The sequence below is a fragment of the Acinetobacter lwoffii genome, assembly GCF_022967985.1.
Taxonomy (GTDB): Bacteria; Pseudomonadota; Gammaproteobacteria; order Pseudomonadales; family Moraxellaceae; genus Acinetobacter.
The window spans coordinates 67903-88112 of the sequence record NZ_JALJVC010000008.1 but is presented as its reverse complement, the minus strand read 5'-3'; the positions used below and the strand labels follow the sequence as shown (position 1 = coordinate 88112).

Here is a 20210-nt window from a genome sequence, read left to right as displayed (position 1 = left end):
CGGTCAGCGGGTAAAATAGTGGTCTTGATGCTTGCAGCTACGACAGAATAGGCTGACATAATCACTGGCATCATAATCCACCGACAGTTCCTGTGAGCCACAGTGCATACAACGTTTCTGGGAGTAGAATTTCAGGCGAGGTTCGATTTTGTGCCACGAACGCCAGACTGGCTGAAAGAAGATATTTTCATCATAGCCCAGAAAACGGTAAAACAAGATTTCGCTCATCTTGCTAAATGCCAGTTGCGGTGGTCGAGGCAAAGTAGAGGTTTCCCATTTTTCCGTCACGGAACGTTCGCGATACTGCTGTAAGGTTTTTTTCAGCAGATTGGTATTAATAAAGTTTTCATTGCGAGGCTTAAGGGCTTTTTGTTTATACAGATATTCAAGTCCTGTTTGTACCAGATAATAAATCTGGCCCACAGCAAGTACATCCAAAAGTCGATAGCAAAAGGTCTGAAAGCTCTGATTTCCGGCAATCTGCACATTCCAGCTACGGCAATAGAATTGGGCAAACTGAATAATTTCTTCATATAGCAGGCAATAGAGTGCATCTTTGACTTCATCTGCACTTTTAAAGGGCACACCTTGGCTCAGGTTTTGATAAAACCAATTGCGCAGCTGCTGGGTAATGCTGAACAGGGTCGGTTCAGAATAGCCATCCAGTCGCACATTTATATAATAATGCTGATTTTCCTGCTGGAGATCTTTGGGAATCAGAACCTGATCCCGGATCAGGCTTTTTACCAGACCATGTTGGAACAGATAGTTGGGACTGATGGAATAATATCGAATTTGATGCCAGTCAATATATTCACGGTGTTGGCTATATTCCTGCACCTGTTCATCCAGAATCGCAAGTAAAAACAGTTTATTGATAAAACTGAGCTGATTCAGCTCAAGAACCGGTCGATCCTGTTTTTTATGATATTGACGGTTTTCCTGTAAACGGACTTCCTTAAGCATGCGTTTACGCTGCGCCAGACATTGTTCGCAATAACAATTGTGCTTTTGATCGGAGTAAAGCTGATGCTGGCAATGACTGCATTCATGATAGTTCAGTTCCTGATCATATTGCTCTGCCTCAATCCAATACATCGATGCCTTACACAGCGGACATTGGGTACTTTCATCAAGCTGTTTTTGCAGAACACTGAATACCATGGTCGCGAGCAACTCTAGAATGGACGGGCATTTGATTATACACGGCTGATGAGATGCAAACGTAGTGGACTGGTGCAATTTTTCTAAATCAAAATTAGTCACCCAAACAGGAGAAGAGCTACCGAAGTAGCTCTGATTTTAAAAACATGAAATGACGCTTTTTAAACCGGGCAGGGTAATGTGTCATCCTCCTCGCCGCGATGTTTGGCATGAATTAAGGCCTGAACCTTTTTAGAGGGCACTTTTTTGGCACCGAGTGCATCGTAGGTGTTGAGAATGGCAGTCACTTCATGGGCCTGAAGCGGAATGCCTTCACAGCTCATCAATAGGGCAATCACTTTATGGTCAATATTGGCCTGATCCAGGGTCTGCAAAGTTTTGATATTTTCGATCCGTACAACATGCTGTTTTAAATACATGGCTCACCTCATCATCGTTATCATTATTCTTTCATTGGAAGTGTGGAAAAACACAGTTTAACTGTAGCAAGAAGTGTGCTCATTTATTAATCAGAATTTATTCGGTACTCAGCAAATAAAATTATATATTTTTAAATCAGTTATTTATGAAAATGTAAGAAATTATGATCCTGACTATTTTTATGGCACAGATATTTCTTATGTAGAGTCGAGTGCTGCTCAATTAGGCAGAATGCATTGAAAGTGGTGCATGAAATGCCCATATTAGATCTAACAATACAAATGCACAGACAGCGTTTAAAACTTGGCGTATGATTTTGACATGAACAATGTCGAACACGATAAAAGATTAGGACAGGACATGAATATTGCGGCAAACCCGGTGATCGAAGCGGATCAAACCATTTATTTAAAAGACTATCAAAAACCTTCCTTTATTGTTGATTTCATCGACCTGAATATTCAAGTCTATAGTGACCACAGTCTGGTCAGCAGCAAGCTGGAGATGCAGCGCCAAACTGCTGGCGATCTGGTTCTGCTTGGCCGCGATCTAGAGCTGCAATCGATTAAGTTAAATGGTCAAACCCTGAATGCCAGTGACTACCACTTGGATGCTGAACAGCTGGTCATTGCCAATGCACCTGATCAAGTGTTGCTTGAAATTGTGGTTAAAATTCATCCTGAAAGTAATACTATGCTGGAAGGTTTATATCAGGCTAGTTCAGATCTGTTTGTGACCCAAAATGAACCAGAAGGGTTCCGTAAAATTACTTTCTATCCAGACCGTCCAGATGTGTTGTCAGTCTTTACGACGCGTGTCGAAGCAGACAAGAAATATCCGGTCTTGCTCGCGAATGGTAACCTGCTAGAAACCGGTGAAGTCGATGCCAACCGTCATTATGCCATCTGGCAGGACCCGACCAAGAAACCGAGCTATTTGTTCGCCTGTGTCATTGGTGATTTGGCAGTGATGAAAGATTCCTATATCACATCGGAAGGCCGCAATGTAGCTCTGGAAATCTACGCAGAAGAAAAAGATATTCCAAAATGCAAGATCGCCATGGAAGCGCTCAAACATTCCATGCGCTGGGATGAGGAGCATTATGGTCTGCCTTATGATCTGGATAACTACATGATCGTGGCGACCAGTGCATTCAACATGGGTGCCATGGAAAATAAAGGTCTGAATATCTTCAATACTTCATGTGTGCTGGCCGATGAAGAGTACACCACTGATGCTGCTATCATGCGAGTGCAGTCAGTCATTGCGCATGAATATTTCCATAACTGGACTGGTAACCGGATTACCTGTCGTGACTGGTTCCAGTTGTGTCTGAAAGAAGGCTTGACCGTATTCCGTGATCAGTCTTTCTCGGAAGATTTACAGTCGGCTGCAGTACAGCGTATTGATGATGTGGCAGTTCTGAAAGCACATCAGTTCCCGGAAGATTCAGGCCCATTGTCACATCCACCGCGTCCGGATCATTTTGTAGAAATTAACAACTTCTATACCGCCACCGTTTATGAAAAAGGTGCGGAAATTAACCGCATGATGGCGACCTTGCTTGGCAAGGAAAAATTCCGTCAAGGAACTGATGAGTATTTCCGCCGTCATGATGGTCAGGCGGTAACGGTTGAGGATTGGGTGGCCGCGCTTACAGCCGGTTCAGGTGTAGATCTTTCTAACTTCCTGACCTGGTACAACCAGCCAGGTACGCCTAAACTTCAAGCAAAAGCTGAATATGATGTAGAGACCCAAATCTATCGCCTCAGCTTTAAGCAAAGCCTGAAAACCCATGCTAAATATCCAAATCTGAAAGCAGTACCCATTCCAGTGGCTTTGGCACTGTTTGATGCTGAAAGCGGTGAGCAGCTAACGCTGAACTCTGAGGCACTCTTTGAAAATGGCGTCAAAGATGGCGTGTATCTGTTTGATCAGGATGAAGCCACGATCGAATTTAGCGGTGTGACAGCAAAACCGGTGGTGTCCTTGCTGCGTAATTTCTCTGCACCGGTGAATCTGGACTTTGACTATTCAGAAAAAGAACTGGCTTTCCTGTTGCAATACGAGACCAATGGTTTTAACCAGTGGCAAGCAACTCAGACCTTACTCGAGCGTATCTTGCTGGATGACCAGCCTGCAGAAATTTATATCGAGGCTATGCTCAATACCTTGCCGGATGTGATTGAGAAAGATCCGCTGTTGGCATCACGTCTGTTTGATATTCCGTCGGAAGGTTATTTAGGTAGCCGTATTGATCAGGATTATAATCCAGTCATGATTCAGGAAAAACGTGAGGCTTTGCTGCATACCTTGGCACGCGCATTTGGGGAAACAGCGAAAGAAACTTATCTGAGTCTGGATCCAGATCTGCAATCTGAATTCTCGCAAGCAATGGGCGTGCGCGCCTTAAGAAACATCATGCTGACGATGATTGCTCGTCAGGGAGATGCATTTGCCTTTGATTTAGCCCATGAGCAATATCACACAGGCAATATGTCTGAACGTTTGGGTGCGCTGAAAGTCTTGGTCTGGAATGATGCACCACAAGCAGAAGAAGCTTTGGCAGATTTCTATAGCCGCTTTGAAGATGAAGCCTTGTCTTTAGACCAATGGTTTATGGTTCAGGCAGCACATCCAAAAGCAACGGATGCAACGATTGCGTATCTGACCCAGCATCCGGATTATGATTTGGCGGTGCCTAACCGTATCCGTGCAGTGAGCGGGGGGCTGAATGCTAATCCGGTCAATACCTGGAGCTTTGGCGTGCAGCATTTTATTGGACTGGCAAAATATCTGGACGAGAAAAATCCGATTGTAGGCTCACGTTTGCTACAGGTATTGTCACGCTGGTATACCTTGGCAGAACCGCAACGCAGTGAAGTGAAAGCACAGCTTGAAACCTTAAAGCCACTGGTTAAATCTAAAAATGTGTCTGAGACACTCAATAGTATGCTCAGCGTATAATATTTATTGTTAAAAAAACCGGATCGACATGATCCGGTTTTTTTTACTTTTCAAATGCTGTCTTTAAATACAGTTGAATTTCCCTAAAGGCCGAGTTAAGTATCAAAGGGTGTTACAGTATGATTATATGGAAAAGAGTATTTGTTTATTAAGCTGTAAGCTAGGTAAAGGGATCTACAGATTCGCTTACTAGAGGTTGTCCAAGATATGTTAGTGAAAATTGAAGATGGTTTTTATTTAAATAGCCAGCATATTATTGCCGTACATGTCAGCAAGAATCCTGAAAATGGCTTACTTGAAATCTCCATTCAATATACGCCGCATTCCATTCAGCAGGTCGGAGAATACAAAAAAGTATTTCAAAGCCAGCTTGATGCTGAAATTTTCTTAAGTGAGTTAAATCAAAAACTTCGCTAAAAGCCTGCATCATACAGGCTTTGATCAAGCATCTTATTGTCTGACGATGAGTACTGGAATAGAGGAAAGTGCCAGAACATTTTGAGCGACACTGCCCAGCATAAGTTTTTGCAGACCTTTACGACCATGTGAACCCATAATGATCATATCGGTCGGGGATTCATTTGCAGCCTGCATAATGCCTTCTGACGGCGCCATGCCATGCAGGATTTTTGTCGTCACCTGGATGCCATCACGAACAAAGTTCAGTTTCAGTTCATTTAAACGATCAAGTGCATTTTGTTCTGCATGCATAAAGTAATCTGTGACTGCTGGAGCAACTTTGTAAAAATCTACGCCCTTAAAGGGATCCACCGCAATCACACTGAGTAAAGTGACATGGCTATGAAATACTTTGGCCAGTTCCAGGGCATGATCTGCGGCAGCATAGGAAATCGAGGACTCATCGAGTGCTACGAGAAGATGATCATAGTTATTCATGGTGCTTCCTCATATTTATTATTGCAGTAAAGGGGGAGTGTGGTTTAAGCGAGTAAATCTCCACAGCATGTTTTGCTAGAGGTTCAAATGTAAAGTAGCAAGTACTGCGCATCTTGAAGATGCGCAGCATCAGGATTATTTTTTCACGATCAGTACGGGAATTTCACTCGCACCCAATACATCTTGTGCAAAGCTGCCCAGAATCATTTTCTGGAAGCCTTTACGGCCATGAGAACCCATGATGATCAGGTCGGCTTTCACCTCACCCGCGGTTTCAGCAATATGTTCTGCATTGACTAAACCTGTGACAATGCGGGATTGCGCTTCAATACCTTCACCGGCTGCGATGGCAGTGGCTTCTTTCAAGGCCTTTTTGGCATTGGCATGTGCCTCGATAAAATATTCCTTCATGATAGAGGAGCTGTAATAGAAATCAGCCTCGGTAAAAGGATCTTCTGCGATCAGGCTGATCAGGGAAAGCTGACTACCAAATGCCTTGGCAATTTTGGCAGCATGTCGTACTGCAGAAAAGGAAATTTCTGAACCGTCCACTGGGACTAAAATATGTTGATAGGCCATGGCTTTTCTCCGCAGGTTGTCTGATTTTTAGGCTTGGTTTATTGATAGCACAGTGCTGTGGCGGGTGCAATTGCAAAAAAGCGGTAAAATTGAAAAAACTTATTAAATTACAAATATTTTTCATGTAAAAGTGATGAGAAAAACAGAGTAAAAAACTCGGAATTGCAGTTTTAGTGATCAAAAATAAGAGGATGAATAGTCCTTGTTTGCAGCAGGATGGTTTAAACTGCCGTAGCCTGTTTTTAGATCATGTATAGGGGACAGTTTTGAGGTTTTTTGCCATTCATCTTTTGCTCATAAGTTCAGTTATTCTTTCCGGCTGTCAGACCGCACAGAACAGTAAAGTCATTGCCGGTGCTTTTAACCTGACCACAGGCTTGCAGCAAAAAGTGATGGATCGTTATGCACCTAGTGCGGTTATCGTGCAGCAGAATATTGCCTATGCGCCGCAACAGAAATTATCTCTGGATCTGTATCAGCCGCAGAATATTGCCAGTATTGGCCCGCGACCGACTATTGTCTGGATTCATGGCGGCGGCTGGATTTCAGGTTCGAAAGAACATGCACGGGGTTATTTCAAGCTGCTGGCGGCACAGGGCTATAACGTGGTATCCGTGCAATATCAGTTTGCGCCACAAGTGACCTATCCAAGCCAGTTACACCAGATCAATCAGGCACTTGAATTTCTCGATACCTATGCAGAAACCTATCAAATCGATGCCCAGAACTTATATCTGGCCGGAGATTCTGCCGGGGCGAATATGGCCAGCCATTACGCCGCTCTTTTGACCAATCCCGTATTTGCCGACCAATCCGGTATTCAGCCTCATCTGCAACCTGCGCAGCTTAAAGGTTTAATATTGCATTGTGGAATCTATGACTTGGAAGCATTTGCCAGCACAGCACCTGAGGAAATGAAAATTATCGAATGGGGTGTCTTTAACCTGATTCAGGCTTATACCGGCGATCGTAAACATGATGCCGAGTTTTTAAAGCAGATTTCTCCGATTCAGTATATTACGCCGTCTTATCCGCCAGTGTTCATCAGTGGCGGGAACAAGGATTTTCTGACCGATACTCAGTCGCTACCATTTGTAAAAGCTTTGAAGGAACAGCAGGTTCCTGTGACTGAAATATTTTATCCAGAGTCTAAGGCCTGGCTCATTCATGAATATCAGTTTTTTATGGGAAAAAAGGAAAGTCAGCAAACCTTTGTCAAAACCCTGGATTTTTTACATCAGCTTTCCCCTTGAAGAGAAAACGGTGCAAAATGAATCTCTCAAGATTGATCATGTCAGATCGTCCCGACAGCAATCATTGAAAAATTGTTTGGAGTTTAAAAAATGAATCCTGTGTCATGGGCATATTTATTGTTGGCATTGGCTATTATTGCCGAAGTGACTGGATCAACATTTCTGGTGAAGTCTGAAGGCTTTACCCGATTATGGCCATCTCTGGCAGTAGTCGTTTTATTCTGTATTGCGTTTTATTTGCTGTCTCAGGTGATTAAAGTAATCCCCTTAGGCATTGCATATGCAATCTGGGCGGGAGTAGGCATCGTTCTTACGGCAATCGTAGGCTATGTAATCTTTAAGCAGGCGCTGGATGTGCCCGCTTTTATCGGGATTGCACTGATCATTTCCGGTGTGGTGGTGATTAACCTGTTTTCCCAAACTGCCGGGCATTAAAAAGGCAGCAAAAGTAATTGCCTCATTTCTACAATAAGCTTACGCCACTTGCGGTTTAAGCTTAAACAGCAAATAAACCGTCAAACCAAGTAGCAGTCCCCAGAAAGCTGAACCAATACCGAAAAACTGAATATTAGAGGCACTAAACAGGAATGTCATCAGTGCCGCTTCACGGTCGTGACTGTCCTGAAAAGCCAGCGCAATATTGTGGCCAATGGTGCCAAACAGGGCAATGCCTGCCAAGACTGTAATCAGAATCCCTGGAAAAGCCATCAGTACACTGGTCAAGGTCGCAGCAAAAAAACCCATCAGAATATAAAACAGGCCGCAGCTCATCCCTGCAATATAACGTTTGGCCGGATCAGGATGCGCTTGGGCATCCAGACTGACTGCCGCACTGATTGCGGCAAGATTGACACTGAAACAGCCAAAGGGTGCCAGCATCGCCTGGGTAATACCCGTCCAGCCTAGAATAGAATTTACTTTCGGGGGATAACCATAACTTTTGATGACGGCCAAGCCAGGCAGGTATTGCGATGCCAGATTAATCACCATTAACGGTAAGGCTAATCCTAAAACAGCCTGCAAACTAAATTCAGGTGTAATCCATACCGGCTGGGCAATACTCCAGTTCAGCTGTGGAATAGTAAAATTAATAAAGAACGGACAAAGGGCAATAGCCATTAACACGGTAATCACGATGCTATACCGCGTACTCAGTTTTTTGGAAACCAGATAAATCGCCAGTACACAAAGCACAAATTCCCATGACTGTTGCAAACTACCAAACACAGAGATACCAAATTTCAGCAAGACACCTGCCAGCATGGCACTGGTCAAACTTTGTGGAATAAACTGGAAAATTCGCTCGAAAATTCCAAAAAATCCTAGACAAGCGATCAGAATGCCAGAAATCAGAAAAGCGCCAATTGCTTCCCCCAGACTATAGTGACCGGCAGAAGCAATGACCAGCGCCAGACCGGCAGTCGACCAGGCGGTTGAAATCGGATAGCGATATTTCCAGGAAAGCAGAAACCCGGAAACTCCAATGCCGATACCCAGTGCCCACAACCAGGAACTGATCTGTGCCTGATTGGCACCCAGGCTTTGCGCAGCTTCAATAACCAGTACGGCAGAAACACTGATACCAATCATGCAGGTAATAAAACCGGCCATGATGGCGGGAAAGGAGAGATCTTGTAAAAGTTTTGGCATCATCCATGACACTATTTTTAAATGCGTTTAAATCATACGCTTTTCACGTATCAACACAATGTTTTTAACAATTTTATCCAGAGGTCTGCTGGCTTGAAGCCGGTCATTGCTAGAAAGTTGAAGTCGCCAGTTTAAGGCCAAAACCGCAAAACAGGATCCCAACCGCCGCCACACAGCTGGCAGTCACTTTATAGTTCTGATTGAAATAGGAGGCCAGTTTTACACCAGAAAAAATCAGGATCGACAGATAGGTCATACTGATCAATTGCAAGATTACAGCCAGAAGCGTGAATGTCAGGGCTGGATAAGGATAGGCAGGATCGACAAACTGCACAAAAAAAGACAGATAAAACAGAATCGCTTTGGGATTTAAAATACTGATTGTGAGCGCTGTACGAAAGGGCTGAACAGATTCTACCGTATCTGGAGTCGTCTTTTTAATCTGGACGCGTTGTGATGACTTTTCCGGAAAGAAAGTCTGGTAGGCCGCAATGATTAGCTTGATACCCAAGTAACTGAGATAGATCGCTCCAATAACTTTCAGTGCAATAAACAGTACCGGAAAGGCATGCAGTAAAGAAGCTGCTCCCAATGCTGTACATATAATCAGGATCAGATCGCCCGTATAAACCCCCAAGGCACCCATATATCCCGTCTTAATCCCAAAGCGCGAAGCAATCGACATGACATACAGGGAATTCGGCCCGGGCAGTAGCACAATCAACGTGGTTCCAATGATAAAGGTCGTTAGATCTGTGATACCAAACACGAAAAACTCGCATGAACAAAAAAGCCGATGCGGCATTATAGCAACATCGGCTTGGAGAAATTTGCTAAATTTTCTTTAAATCTCAGTGGTACTCAGGAAAGTTTCACGTAATAAAGCAGCCAGTTGCTCACGGGCTTTAATGAAACCGTCAATGCCGCCTTGCAATAATTCACTGGCCATCGGATCCTGTTTCAGTTGTGCTTCAAAATCGGCAGGGCTGATTGGGCTGAGTTCACCTTGAACTTTAATATCTTTGGCTGAGAGTTGGGCCTGCACTTCACGCTGATCATTTTCCAGTTCGGCCAGCAGGTTTGGTGCTACCGTGAGCAGGTCACAGCCGCTCAAGCCTAGAACCTGATCAATACTGCGGAAGCTGGCACCCATGATTTCAGTCTGAATACCATGCGCTTTATAAAATTCATAAATACGCTTAACCGAAAGTACACCCGGATCTTTTTCAATCGGGTAAGACTCAACGCCTTCAGCTTTTTTGTACCAGTCCAGAATACGGCCGACAAAAGGCGAGATTAATGTTACTTTGGCATCAGCACAGGCATGGGCCTGATGTTGACCAAATAATAAAGTCAGATTGGTATGAATGCCTTGTTCTTCCAGTGCTTTTGCTGCCTGAATACCTTGCCAGGTAGAGGCAATCTTGATCAGGATGCGGTCTGAGTCAATTCCATATTGCGCATAAAGTGCCAGTAACTCTTTGGCTTTGGCAATGGTAGCTTCAGTATTAAAGGACAGCGAAGCATCGACTTCCGTTGAAACACGACCTTCAATCAGTTTTAAGATTTCTACACCAAATTTGACCGTTAAAATATCAATAGTCCGTTCAATCAGAGCGTCATCTGCATAGCCTTCTTGCTGGGCTTGCTGAAAAGCAGCTTCAATCAAGGCCTGATTTTCAGGTTGTTTTGCTGCTGCAGTAATCAGCGATGGATTGGTGGTTGCATCAAGCGGACGAAATTTTTCAATGGCACTCAAATCACTGCTGTCTGCCACAATGATCGTCAAGTTTTTTAATTGGTTTAATGCAGTTAATGTCATTACGATCTAGTTCTATGGTTATTGCTTATGCTTTCTTATATATCATAAATGGCCGGTTTACCAAGTAGACTGTCGTTGAATTTCTGTGATTAATGCCCGGTTTTACGTTGTTTGCGCAAGTGATTAATCAAAAAATGAGCAGCTGTGCCTAATCGGGTTTCTCTGCTCCAGACCAGATCAACAAAATATTCAAACTTTGGGGTGAAATCGAGCAGGTTGAGAACCTGTAACTGATCTTGCAAATGTGGCTGCTCATTCAGCATTTCGAGTGGCAGAACCCCCCAGCCCAGTCCTTGCTGAATCATGCTGCAAGCCGAGTGGTGGTTGTCGGTGCGCCAGTAATTTCGTGAAAAGAGTAGTTCCGGCTTGATGGTGCGATCCCGACTGGCCACCACAATCTGCCTATTTTGCAAAATCTGTTCATAACTGACTTGATCGAACTGACTTAGGGGATGCTGTTTGGCGACTACAGCCACCAGTACCTCACGTTTCAATTCCACAAACTGTTCCCGTGTTTCCAGTTGTTCGCGTTCAAACATCAAGGCTAGCTGCGCTGAACCTTCAAACAGCATACGATGTGCATCTTCCTGAGGTGCACTGAATACATTGACTTGCAGTGCAGGAAATTCCTGTTCTAGCAACACAATATAATCGGTCCAGCGCGTATGCAGCAATTCTGAAACTACCACAATATTCAATTCAGATTCCAAGCCTGAACTTAGGGCTTGAGCATGCTGTTTCCACTGGTTCATTTCTACCAGTAGCTGCTGGGTTTTTTCATACAATACCTGCGCTTGTGCAGTTGGTTTCGGTTCACGACCTATACGCTGAAACAGTTCCAGATTTAAATCAATTTCCAGATTGGCAATGGCCATGCTGACTGCGGAAGGTACTTTACCCAGTTGACGGGCAGCTGCAGAGAAAGAACCGGTTTCCATCACAGTTTTAAACATCAGCAGCTGTTCCTGATTAACATTCATAATTTTATCTTTCATTTTTATTGATAGATTCTAACTCGAATAGTCAGATTTAAAGAAATAAAATTCTTGCATCATGTAATGAATTGAGCTGATTTGATATGTTAATTTCTAAAAGAAGATTGATTCATGCTGCCTTATATGAAGGCATTCTGCTGGTCGTGATCGCTGTCCTGCTAAGTACATTGATGCACATGCCGCTTGGGGTCACTGGTGCACTTGGGATTGCTATGGCCGTGACTTCAGTACTCTGGAACATGCTGTTTAATCATTATTTTGAAAAGTTTGAAGCGAAACATTGCCTGAAAAGAACCATTAAAGTGCGGATTGCTCATGCAATTGGTTTTGAAGGTGGTTTGATGCTGGCGACTATTCCAATGGTGGCATATGCCTTACACATGAGTCTGGCTCAGGCCTTTCTGCTGGATTTGGCTTTAACCCTCTGTATTCTGGTGTATACCTTTATTTTTCAGTGGATTTATGATCATCTAGAAGCCAGACTGGGGCTACAGCCGGATTATCGGAAAATCTCATCATAAAATACGCCATAAAAAATACCACACAGTTCAGACTCCCTTTTCAGAATGCGAAAGGTGAAATATTCAGCGATGAGGACTTGATCAAGTCCTCATTTTTTATGCTCGAACCCAACTGAAAATTAAGCTATAAGACTTTGATTTTTTATTTTAATTTTTAAATTTATTGGGGAATTCAATGCTATTTAGACGAGCGATCTTGTCAGTGTCCATCGTGTTGCTGATGTGGGGTTGTGGGGGTGGAGGAGGTGAGAGCAGTACGCCACAGCAGACGCTGCCGGATCCAGTGACACCCCCCGGTTCGGGTGAGCAACTGAGCAAAATTGCGGAATTTAAGGTTCTGGATGTGGGTTCAGAATTAACAGCAGGGAATTTCGGTCTGGCCAGCTGGAATCCCACCGTCATGGTGGTAAATGGCGATGTCCTTTATATTGCCAATAGTCAGGCCGAATCGAATATTTTACGTTATGACTTAAAACAAAAACGTGCACTCAGTGCGATTGATCCTACGAAAATTTCGGGTCTGGCCAAAAAATGGGATAGCCTGAATGATCTGGAAATTCAAGCAGGGCGTTTGTATGTGGCCAATTATGGCTCGAACCGAATTGATGTTTTAGATATTAATAGCGAGCAACCGAACTTCATTATGGCACTCGGCACAGGTGTATGGTGGGGCGATGCGCTTAATTACGCGCTGGTACATAGCAATGCGGTGACTGCTGACGACCGTTATGTGTATGTGCCTGATATTGAAGGCCGCATTAATGTGTGGCGTCAAAGTGATGTAACGGCGCAAAACCATTTAAAAGCGCGGAAATTTGCACGGCTCAGCTTGCCGGGCTGTGCGCGCAACTGTAATGCACGCATGGAAGTCATAGGTGATTATCTGTATACCAGCCTGCCGGATGGTATGACCTATGTCCACGATATCAATCAGATTCAGGAAAATGAAAATAATATTGCGTCCATTTTAACAGAAACCAATTTGTCGGCAGTCATGCATCGCCATAATGATGGCTTGGTTTATGTGTCACGGAATGATGGCACTGTAGAAAGCTACCGGGAAAAATCTTTTAACTTGGAGTCTATCTTACCCAATAAAAGTGTGGATACCTTCCGAGATTATATTTTAAAAGGGCAAAACCAGAGCAGCCAACTGGCCAAGGCCAGTGATCTTTATATTTATGGTCAGAATCTGCTGCACATGGCCAATCAGAAAATTTATATTCTGCCAATGCTGACCCTGCAACAGAATAAATCCACCCAGCTAAACCAAGCTATGATTTTAACCGAATCTAAAGTACTCGAGAGAAGCCGTGTCTTGCAGGATGGTGAATCATGGGAAACCTTGACCAATAGCAGCCAGCGTCATGTCTATATGGACAAGATTTTATCGGCAACTCTAAATGGCAACCGCCTGCATTTGCAAAGCTACAGTGCTGTGCCTGTACGTGATTTGCAGATTCGTGCCAAGATTAAAAACTCAGAAGACTGGGTGATTCTGGCTAAGCTGGATCAGTTGACGCCATTTTCGAAGGCAAATTTTGGTCTCAAGTTAACCGATCAATCCCGTTTCCCGTTGCTTGATGGCACAGGCTCGATCCAGCTCGCAGGTCTGAGTCAGACCACGCAAAACCCAAGCAATGTTTTTGATCTGAAAATTAGCTCTGAGACCGATGAGCACGTCAAAAAGCTGAATCAGATTAAAGCCAAATGGAAAATTTATTTTGGTACCTATGATGAACCGAATAAATGGTGTCGTATTACGCCGGTCTATGCCCGGGAATGGGTCATGATGATGACCAATCTGGCCTATATGCTCAGTACTCCAGAATTTGAAACCTTATGGTTTAACCATAAAGCGGTCATGGGACACGATTTTTTTGGCAATGATGGTCAGGTAGAAGGGTCGAATGGTTTCTTTCAGCCAGAAGATTATGTCCGGATCTATCGGGAAATTCTTAATCGCAATGAAATTAATCTTGGCATTACCAATATGGGTGGTGGTTTAGGTGGTGGAGCAGTATTAGGAGTAGATACTTGGTTATTCTATGGCCATTACAGATTATCTGGTTATCGAATTATTGCACATGAATTTGGTCATCATTGGGGCGGGCATAATAGTGCCTGGGCCATGTCGAATTATGGCTTTGAAGCTATGGTCGATTGGTTAAACTTCTATTTCCAGCGCCGTCCAGGCTCAATTCCTTATATGGACCCAAATGTGAATGCTTTCCACCTAACACCCGACAGCGCGCTTTGTCAGGGTGTGAACCAGAATATGGTGAAAGGTGTGGCATCGACTGCACCGTGGAACAAAGTGGATGAATATTTTAAAAATAACCCGATGCCAAATCCCTAAAACATAAAAAAAGCCCCTCATTTGAGGGGCTTTTTAATTGGATCGGTCAACAGATTATTTTTCAATAATCGCCGTTACACCTTGACCACCGGCTGCACAGATCGATACCAGTACGCGACCTGAACCTTTCTGGTTAATCAGTTTTGCTGCTGTCGCAATGATACGACCGCCAGTTGCTGCAAACGGGTGACCGGCAGCAAGTGAAGAGCCTTTTACGTTCAATTTTGCACGGTCAATTGAACCTAATGGTGCATCCAGACCTAAACGCTCTTTACAGAATTTCGGATCTTCCCAAGCTTTCAGCGTAGACAATACTTGAGATGCAAAAGCTTCATGAATTTCATAATAGTCGAAGTCTTGCAGTTTCAGACCTGCACGTTCCAGCATACGCGGCACGGCATAAGCAGGCGCCATCAACAGGCCTTCTTTTTTCTCGACAAAATCAACTGCGGCAGTTTCCTGGAAAGTCAGGTAAGCCAATACTTCATGACCATTTGCCTTCGCCCATTCTTCAGAAGCCAAGAGCACGCAAGAAGCACCATCTGTTAGCGGCGTAGAGTTACCCGCAGTCATGGTACGGGCATCGCCCTTACCAAAGGCCGGCTTTAATTTCGCCAGTTTTTCAACACTTGAGTCCGCACGCAGGTTATTGTCACGTTGAAGACCCAAGAATGGTGTGATCAGGTCATCAAAGAAACCTTCTTCATACGCTGCAGCCATTTTCTGGTGTGAAGATGCAGCAAGTTCATCCTGTGCTTCACGGGAAATTCCCCATTCCAGTGTAGTAATCGCCTGATGATCACCCATAGACAGACCTGTACGCGGCTCACCATTTTTTGGTGCATCCATAAGGTCTTTCACATTGATTTTGGTCAGTGCTTTCAGACGGTCTTTTGCAGTTTTCGCAATGTTTAGCTCAAGTAATGCTTTACGTAAACCGTCACCAAAAGCAATCGGTGCATCAGAAGTCGTATCTACACCACCTGCAATGCCTACTTCGATTTGACCTAAAGCAATCTTGTTGGCAACAAGAAATGCCGCTTGCAAACCAGTACCACATGCCTGCTGGATGTCATAAGCAGGCGTTTCAGGTGCAAGGGCAGTATTTAGTACACATTCACGGGTCATATTGAAGTCACGGCTGTGTTTCAGTACTGCACCCGCAACCACTTCACCTAAGCGTTGACCTTGCAGATTAAAGCGTTCAACTAGGCCGTTCAGGGTTGCTGTAAACATGTCAGTATTGGATGCCGTAAAGTAAGCACCATTAGAACGTGCAAATGGAATGCGGTTACCACCGATAATCGCAACGCGGCGAACTGTATTTTGGCTCATGTTTGGTTCCTGTAGAACAGAAGTCTGTGTTGTAGAGATTAAATCTTTTTCAGATGAAGTCGTATTTTTGGCACGGGCAGGTGTGCTCCGTGTACGCGAGGTTTTAGTCGGACTTTTTTCTGTCCCAGTGGCTGTGTCAGTATTTTTAGTGCTACGCTTGATGCGCGTTGATGGTTTTGACACAGTTTCTGTCGCAGAGTTCTCGACTGCTGGATTTTCTTGAGTTGTTTTGCTCATAAGGCTTTACCAGGCAAATAGATCGTCTTCTTGGCGCTTACATTAGCATAGAAGAGGATAGGCTGTATTGACTACAATGACATTACAGACTGCGCTCAGGTCAAGTCATCTGCCTATTATCTCAAGTATGATTGGGCGGAATCTGGCGGATCTATTGAAATATATGTGTCTGGCATCATATTGAAGTTTAAGGGTAACTTTAGATCAACCAAAAATTAATTTGTATGAGAGATAATAAACATGACTGATCAGTACCAAACTTTTGCAAAATCTCCTATTGGTAAATTTGTCATTAAAAATTTGGGTTTGCCATCCCCAACTTCTTTAGACCGTTTTGAGTCTGCTACGCCGGTGGTAAAAGGCGCAGTATTATTGGGCGCAGCACCAGCAAGTCCATTGACGGGTGCTATTGCTCAGGTTCTGGCAAATATTCATGCCAACAGCTATGCAGGTAATAATGCTGAGTTGCAACAGGCGGCTGCAGCATCTGGGCTGAATCTGGGTGCATTTAACCCGGGCGATAAAGAATCAAAATTCAAGGTCGTTATTTTTGATGCTTCAGGGATCGAAAATTCAGAACAGTTAAAATCACTTTATGATTTCTTTAACCCGATTGCACGTCAGATCCAGAGTTCGGGCCGTGTGGTGATTGTGGGGACTACACCTGAAACAGCAAAATCGGTGAGCCAGGCGATTGCTCAACGTGCACTGGAAGGTTTCGTGAAATCAGTGGCTAAAGAATTCAAAAAAGGTATCGCAGCAAACCTGATCTATGTCGATGCAGGTGCTGAAGCAAATCTTGAATCTGCATTACGTTTTACGATTTCGCCGCGTTCTGCCTATGTTTCTGGTCAGGTGATCCGTGTTTCACCAGCTGAAAAAGTAGACGTAGACTGGACCAAGCCATTAGCGGGTAAAACTGCGGTTGTGACAGGCGCAAGCCGTGGTATTGGTGAAGCGATTGCCCATGTATTGGCACGTGATGGCGCACATGTCATCTGTCTGGATGTTCCACAACAGCAGGCTGACCTTGATCGCGTAGCCGGTGAGATTGCCGGTTCTACCTTGGCTATTGATATTACAGCTGCAGATGCAGGTGAGAAGATTAAGGCAGCGGCAGCTGAGCATGGCGGCTTAGACATCATTGTGCACAATGCCGGAATTACCCGTGACAAGACCTTGGCCAATATGAAGCCTGAGCTATGGGGTCTGGTGATTAATATCAACCTATCTGCAATTGAACGTGTGAATGATTACTTGATCTCCAACGATGGTCTAAATGCCAATGGCCGTATTATCTGTGTATCCTCAATTTCAGGCATTGCTGGTAACCTGGGACAAACCAACTATGCAGCATCTAAAGCCGGGGTGATAGGTGTAGTAAAATTCACAGCACCGACATTAAAAAATGGTATAACCATTAATGCCGTTGCACCGGGCTTTATCGAGACTCAGATGACGGCTGCGATTCCATTTGCGATCCGTGAAGCGGGCCGCCGTATGAATTCGATGAGTCAGGGCGGTCTACCTGTCGATGTTGCAGAAACGATTGCAATGTTTGCTGCTACTGCATCAACAGGTTTAAATGGCAACGTGGTACGTGTATGTGGTCAAAGTCTGTTAGGGGCTTAAAGCATTCAAATTCTCTCTTGCGCTTTTATTGAAGCTCAGGGGGAGGATTTAGGAGAGGGAGATTAGGGGCCTTTTTTTAGCCCTCTCTCTAACTCTCTCCCAAAGGGAGAGAGAAATCCACTCATATATAAATGAAAAGAATATTTTAAAGGTTCAGTATGAATACGCGCCATTTTAGTCAACTTCCAAAACCTTATTTAGCCTATCCAAAAGTGATTCAGGGCTTGATTTTTAAAAAGCCGAAAGCTGAAAAAGTTCTACCGCAAGTTGAATATGTGGTGGATTCATTCAAGGTCGATCAGAAACATCTGAAAGCCTATAACGAAGTTTGTGGTTTTAAAAATAATGGTTATATTCCAGCAATCTATCTGACGGTACTTTCACAAAGTCTGCAAATGCACATGATGACTTCAGAAGCATTTCCATTTCCGATTTTGGGCTTGGTACATATCCGTAACCAAGTGAAGCAATACCGTAAAATCGGCGTCAATGAAACCTTGACCCTATCATGCAAATTTGGCGAATTGCAGCCGCACGATAAAGGCGTGCAGTTTGATTTCATTACTACAGTCAAAGTGGGAGGCGAGGTCGTAGTTGAAGCATTGACGACTTATCTGTCACGTCAAAAGACCAATGCTAAAGCTGCTGCCAAACCTGCAGAAAGCCAAGCGCCAGAATATATACTCAATAATGAATGGAACATCTCGGAGAATACTGGTCGCCGTTATGCCATGACCTCAGGTGATTTTAACCTGATCCATATTCATGCAGTCACAGCGAAAGCCTTTGGCTTTAAACAGGCAATCGCACATGGTATGTGGAGCAAAGCCAAAGCGTTGGCAAATCTGTCATTGCCAGATGCTTATGAAGCTGACGTTTGGTTCAAGTTGCCGATGTACTTGCCATCTAAAGTTGAATTTCTGACCGCACAGGCAGCGAATGATACAGATTTCCTGATTCGAAACAGTAAAAATCAAAAACCGCATGTGACCGGTCATATCAAAGCGATTTAAATCTGAATCAAAAGCCTAAATCTGATTTAGGCTTTTTCATTTTAAGGGATCAATATTCTATGGATAGAATGATGCAGCCAATTAAAGATTATCTGTTTGCTGATCAGCATAATTATCAGGGCAATGTCGATGAGCGTTTCAGTGATCTTGCCCGTCAGTTTAGCCGGTTGCAGGATGCGCGTACCGCACAGGGTGGTGCGGCACTGGTGGTATATTTTGAGGGACAGAAAGTCGTCGATATTTATACCGGTAAAAAGTCTCTAACTGAAAACTGGCAGCTTGATACCATGTCGCTGTGTTATTCCACCGGCAAAGGCGTGCTGGCGACTTTGGCGCACATTCTGGTCAGTCAAGGTTATCTGGATTATGACCGACCGGTTGCAGAATACTGGTCTGAATTTGCGCAAAATAGTAAAGAAAATATTACTCTGGCGCATATGCTCAGTCATCAAAGCGGACTGTTTGATATCCGTAATCTCATTGATGATGCCACTGAAATGGCCGACTGGTCACAGATGCTGGACCGGATTGCGGCAGCTGAACCACGATTTCAGGTTGCAACCGATGCTGCTTACCAACCGCTGACTTTTGGCTGGCAAGTAGGTGGTGTACTGGAAAAAGCGACTGGTAAAAAACTGGGTGAACTGATGCAGGAATATCTGGTACAGCCACTACAGTTAAATGGTGCTTATTTTAGCGTACCGACGCATGAGTTAGCTCGGGTGGCCTTACCTATTTTAAAGCCTAAAACAACTAAGTCTCAAACACAAACTGCGAAAAAAACTGTGTCAAGGCAACCCAGCCTGATGGAACGAGCATTGGTATGGAGTGGTCAGAGTCCACAGGATTTTCAGGATGCCATGATTCCTAAGGGCATGAAGAACTTTAGTTTCTTTAGTCATGAGGGTCTACAGGCCATTATTCCGTCTGCTAATGGAGTATTTACCGCAGAGAGTCTGGCAAAAATCTATGCCATGCTGGCCAGTCGTGGTGAATGGCAAGGACAGCAACTGATCTCGCAGGAGGTATTCCAGCGACTTAGTCAGGTGCAATACAAAACAAGAGATCGGGTCATGCCTTTACCGATGCACTGGCGCTTGGGTTACCACCGTGTTCTCACTTTAGGAAAAGCCTCTAAAGGTTTTGGTCATATGGGCTTTAATGGCTCTGGTGCCTGGTGTGACCCTGAACGGAATTTAAGTTTTGCCTATACGCATAATTTCCCGACAGGTTCATTAACCGGAGATTACCGTCTTTGGGGCCTGACGCAGGAAACCTTGCGCTGTGCGGATGCGGTACTGACCGGCCGCAAAGGCTGGCGCTAAATATCCCTGATTTGGGAGTTTAGCCCGTCAGACAAATATGC

The 20210-nt window shown here is 44.2% G+C and carries 18 protein-coding genes; 9 read left to right on the top strand and 9 right to left on the bottom strand.

The window, feature by feature from the left end; genetic code table 11:
• Positions 1-3: 3 nt before the first annotated feature.
• Positions 4-1164, bottom strand: coding sequence for a hypothetical protein (locus MWG72_RS06735; protein ID WP_247143515.1), 1161 nt, complete (start codon positions 1162-1164; stop codon positions 4-6).
• Between the two features lie 161 nt (positions 1165-1325).
• Positions 1326-1583, bottom strand: a complete 258-nt coding sequence (locus tag MWG72_RS06730) for a hypothetical protein (protein ID WP_004278839.1) — start codon at positions 1581-1583, stop codon at positions 1326-1328.
• A gap of 361 nt (positions 1584-1944) precedes the next feature.
• Between MWG72_RS06730 and pepN the strand changes: the two genes are divergently transcribed.
• Together pepN and MWG72_RS06720 are read left to right on the top strand one after the other, a co-directional pair.
• A complete protein-coding gene (gene pepN, locus MWG72_RS06725; protein WP_247143514.1) occupies positions 1945-4551 on the top strand; it encodes an aminopeptidase N in 2607 nt (868 codons plus the stop codon).
• Between the two features lie 207 nt (positions 4552-4758).
• Positions 4759-4968: a hypothetical protein gene (locus MWG72_RS06720; RefSeq protein ID WP_004278836.1), complete on the top strand. Its 210-nt coding sequence runs from the start codon at positions 4759-4761 to the stop codon at positions 4966-4968.
• 33 nt (positions 4969-5001) lie between these two features.
• Here the strand turns inward: MWG72_RS06720 and MWG72_RS06715 are convergent, their stop codons facing one another.
• Both MWG72_RS06715 and MWG72_RS06710 read right to left on the bottom strand, forming a co-directional pair.
• Positions 5002-5448 carry a universal stress protein gene (locus MWG72_RS06715; RefSeq protein ID WP_004278835.1) on the bottom strand — a complete coding sequence of 149 codons (447 nt, stop codon included), beginning with the start codon at positions 5446-5448 and terminating at the stop codon, positions 5002-5004.
• A 135-nt stretch (positions 5449-5583) separates the two neighbouring features.
• Positions 5584-6027 carry a universal stress protein gene (locus MWG72_RS06710; RefSeq protein ID WP_180086910.1) on the bottom strand — a complete coding sequence of 148 codons (444 nt, stop codon included), beginning with the start codon at positions 6025-6027 and terminating at the stop codon, positions 5584-5586.
• A gap of 266 nt (positions 6028-6293) precedes the next feature.
• Between MWG72_RS06710 and MWG72_RS06705 the strand changes: the two genes are divergently transcribed.
• Together MWG72_RS06705 and MWG72_RS06700 are read left to right on the top strand one after the other, a co-directional pair.
• Positions 6294-7280 carry an alpha/beta hydrolase gene (locus tag MWG72_RS06705; protein WP_247143513.1) on the top strand — a complete coding sequence of 329 codons (987 nt, stop codon included), beginning with the start codon at positions 6294-6296 and terminating at the stop codon, positions 7278-7280.
• A gap of 90 nt (positions 7281-7370) precedes the next feature.
• Positions 7371-7715 (top strand): SMR family transporter, encoded by a 345-nt coding sequence (locus tag MWG72_RS06700; protein ID WP_005106592.1) that lies wholly within the window; start codon positions 7371-7373, stop codon positions 7713-7715.
• A gap of 39 nt (positions 7716-7754) precedes the next feature.
• On the opposite strand, the gene MWG72_RS06695 is transcribed toward MWG72_RS06700, so the two are convergent.
• The 4 genes from MWG72_RS06695 to aceR form a co-directional block, all read right to left on the bottom strand.
• Positions 7755-8930: a benzoate/H(+) symporter BenE family transporter gene (locus MWG72_RS06695; protein ID WP_180037492.1), complete on the bottom strand. Its 1176-nt coding sequence runs from the start codon at positions 8928-8930 to the stop codon at positions 7755-7757.
• 109 nt (positions 8931-9039) lie between these two features.
• Complete coding sequence (gene leuE, locus MWG72_RS06690) at positions 9040-9699, bottom strand: leucine efflux protein LeuE (RefSeq protein WP_004278829.1); 660 nt, start codon at positions 9697-9699, stop codon at positions 9040-9042.
• A 75-nt stretch (positions 9700-9774) separates the two neighbouring features.
• Entirely contained in the window at positions 9775-10752 is a 978-nt protein-coding gene (gene tal, locus MWG72_RS06685) for a transaldolase (protein WP_247143512.1), read from the bottom strand.
• An 89-nt stretch (positions 10753-10841) separates the two neighbouring features.
• Positions 10842-11732, bottom strand: a complete 891-nt coding sequence (aceR, locus tag MWG72_RS06680; protein ID WP_005263303.1) for an HTH-type transcriptional regulator AceR — start codon at positions 11730-11732, stop codon at positions 10842-10844.
• Between the two features lie 98 nt (positions 11733-11830).
• Here aceR and aceI point away from each other — a divergent pair, with 98 nt between their 5' ends.
• Together aceI and MWG72_RS06670 are read left to right on the top strand one after the other, a co-directional pair.
• On the top strand, positions 11831-12268 hold the full coding sequence (aceI, locus tag MWG72_RS06675; protein WP_247143511.1) for a chlorhexidine efflux PACE transporter AceI: 438 nt from the start codon (positions 11831-11833) through the stop codon (positions 12266-12268).
• 175 nt (positions 12269-12443) lie between these two features.
• Positions 12444-14627, top strand: coding sequence for a YncE family protein (locus MWG72_RS06670; RefSeq protein ID WP_247143510.1), 2184 nt, complete (start codon positions 12444-12446; stop codon positions 14625-14627).
• A 54-nt stretch (positions 14628-14681) separates the two neighbouring features.
• Here MWG72_RS06670 and MWG72_RS06665 read toward each other — a convergent pair whose 3' ends face one another.
• Complete coding sequence (locus MWG72_RS06665) at positions 14682-16199, bottom strand: acetyl-CoA C-acetyltransferase (RefSeq protein WP_247143509.1); 1518 nt, start codon at positions 16197-16199, stop codon at positions 14682-14684.
• 240 nt (positions 16200-16439) lie between these two features.
• Between MWG72_RS06665 and MWG72_RS06660 the strand changes: the two genes are divergently transcribed.
• The 3 genes from MWG72_RS06660 (at position 16440) to MWG72_RS06650 (ending at position 20169) form a co-directional block, all read left to right on the top strand.
• On the top strand, positions 16440-17831 hold the full coding sequence (locus MWG72_RS06660) for a 3-oxoacyl-ACP reductase (RefSeq protein WP_247143508.1): 1392 nt from the start codon (positions 16440-16442) through the stop codon (positions 17829-17831).
• 158 nt (positions 17832-17989) lie between these two features.
• The gene (locus tag MWG72_RS06655) at positions 17990-18844 is read left to right on the top strand and encodes a MaoC family dehydratase (protein ID WP_247143507.1); all 855 of its coding nucleotides are present in this window, start codon (positions 17990-17992) and stop codon (positions 18842-18844) included.
• Positions 18845-18915: 71 nt separating this feature from the next.
• Positions 18916-20169, top strand: a complete 1254-nt coding sequence (locus MWG72_RS06650) for a serine hydrolase domain-containing protein (protein ID WP_247143506.1) — start codon at positions 18916-18918, stop codon at positions 20167-20169.
• Positions 20170-20210: the final 41 nt, after the last annotated feature.

Excerpts from the sequence above, each read along its gene's own strand:
- MWG72_RS06735 (WP_247143515.1), bottom strand. The coding sequence starts at position 1,164 with ATGGTATTCAGTGTTCTGCAAAAACAGCTTGATGAAAGTACCCAATGT.
- MWG72_RS06730 (WP_004278839.1), bottom strand. The coding sequence starts at position 1,583 with ATGTATTTAAAACAGCATGTTGTACGGATCGAAAATATCAAAACTTTG.
- pepN (WP_247143514.1), top strand. The coding sequence starts at position 1,945 with ATGAATATTGCGGCAAACCCGGTGATCGAAGCGGATCAAACCATTTAT.
- MWG72_RS06720 (WP_004278836.1), top strand. The coding sequence starts at position 4,759 with ATGTTAGTGAAAATTGAAGATGGTTTTTATTTAAATAGCCAGCATATT.
- MWG72_RS06715 (WP_004278835.1), bottom strand. The coding sequence starts at position 5,448 with ATGAATAACTATGATCATCTTCTCGTAGCACTCGATGAGTCCTCGATT.
- MWG72_RS06710 (WP_180086910.1), bottom strand. The coding sequence starts at position 6,027 with ATGGCCTATCAACATATTTTAGTCCCAGTGGACGGTTCAGAAATTTCC.
- MWG72_RS06700 (WP_005106592.1), top strand. The coding sequence starts at position 7,371 with ATGAATCCTGTGTCATGGGCATATTTATTGTTGGCATTGGCTATTATT.
- MWG72_RS06695 (WP_180037492.1), bottom strand. The coding sequence starts at position 8,930 with ATGCCAAAACTTTTACAAGATCTCTCCTTTCCCGCCATCATGGCCGGT.
- tal (WP_247143512.1), bottom strand. The coding sequence starts at position 10,752 with ATGACATTAACTGCATTAAACCAATTAAAAAACTTGACGATCATTGTG.
- aceR (WP_005263303.1), bottom strand. The coding sequence starts at position 11,732 with ATGAATGTTAATCAGGAACAGCTGCTGATGTTTAAAACTGTGATGGAA.
- aceI (WP_247143511.1), top strand. The coding sequence starts at position 11,831 with ATGTTAATTTCTAAAAGAAGATTGATTCATGCTGCCTTATATGAAGGC.
- MWG72_RS06670 (WP_247143510.1), top strand. The coding sequence starts at position 12,444 with ATGCTATTTAGACGAGCGATCTTGTCAGTGTCCATCGTGTTGCTGATG.
- MWG72_RS06665 (WP_247143509.1), bottom strand. The coding sequence starts at position 16,199 with ATGAGCAAAACAACTCAAGAAAATCCAGCAGTCGAGAACTCTGCGACA.
- MWG72_RS06660 (WP_247143508.1), top strand. The coding sequence starts at position 16,440 with ATGACTGATCAGTACCAAACTTTTGCAAAATCTCCTATTGGTAAATTT.
- MWG72_RS06655 (WP_247143507.1), top strand. The coding sequence starts at position 17,990 with ATGAATACGCGCCATTTTAGTCAACTTCCAAAACCTTATTTAGCCTAT.
- MWG72_RS06650 (WP_247143506.1), top strand. The coding sequence starts at position 18,916 with ATGCAGCCAATTAAAGATTATCTGTTTGCTGATCAGCATAATTATCAG.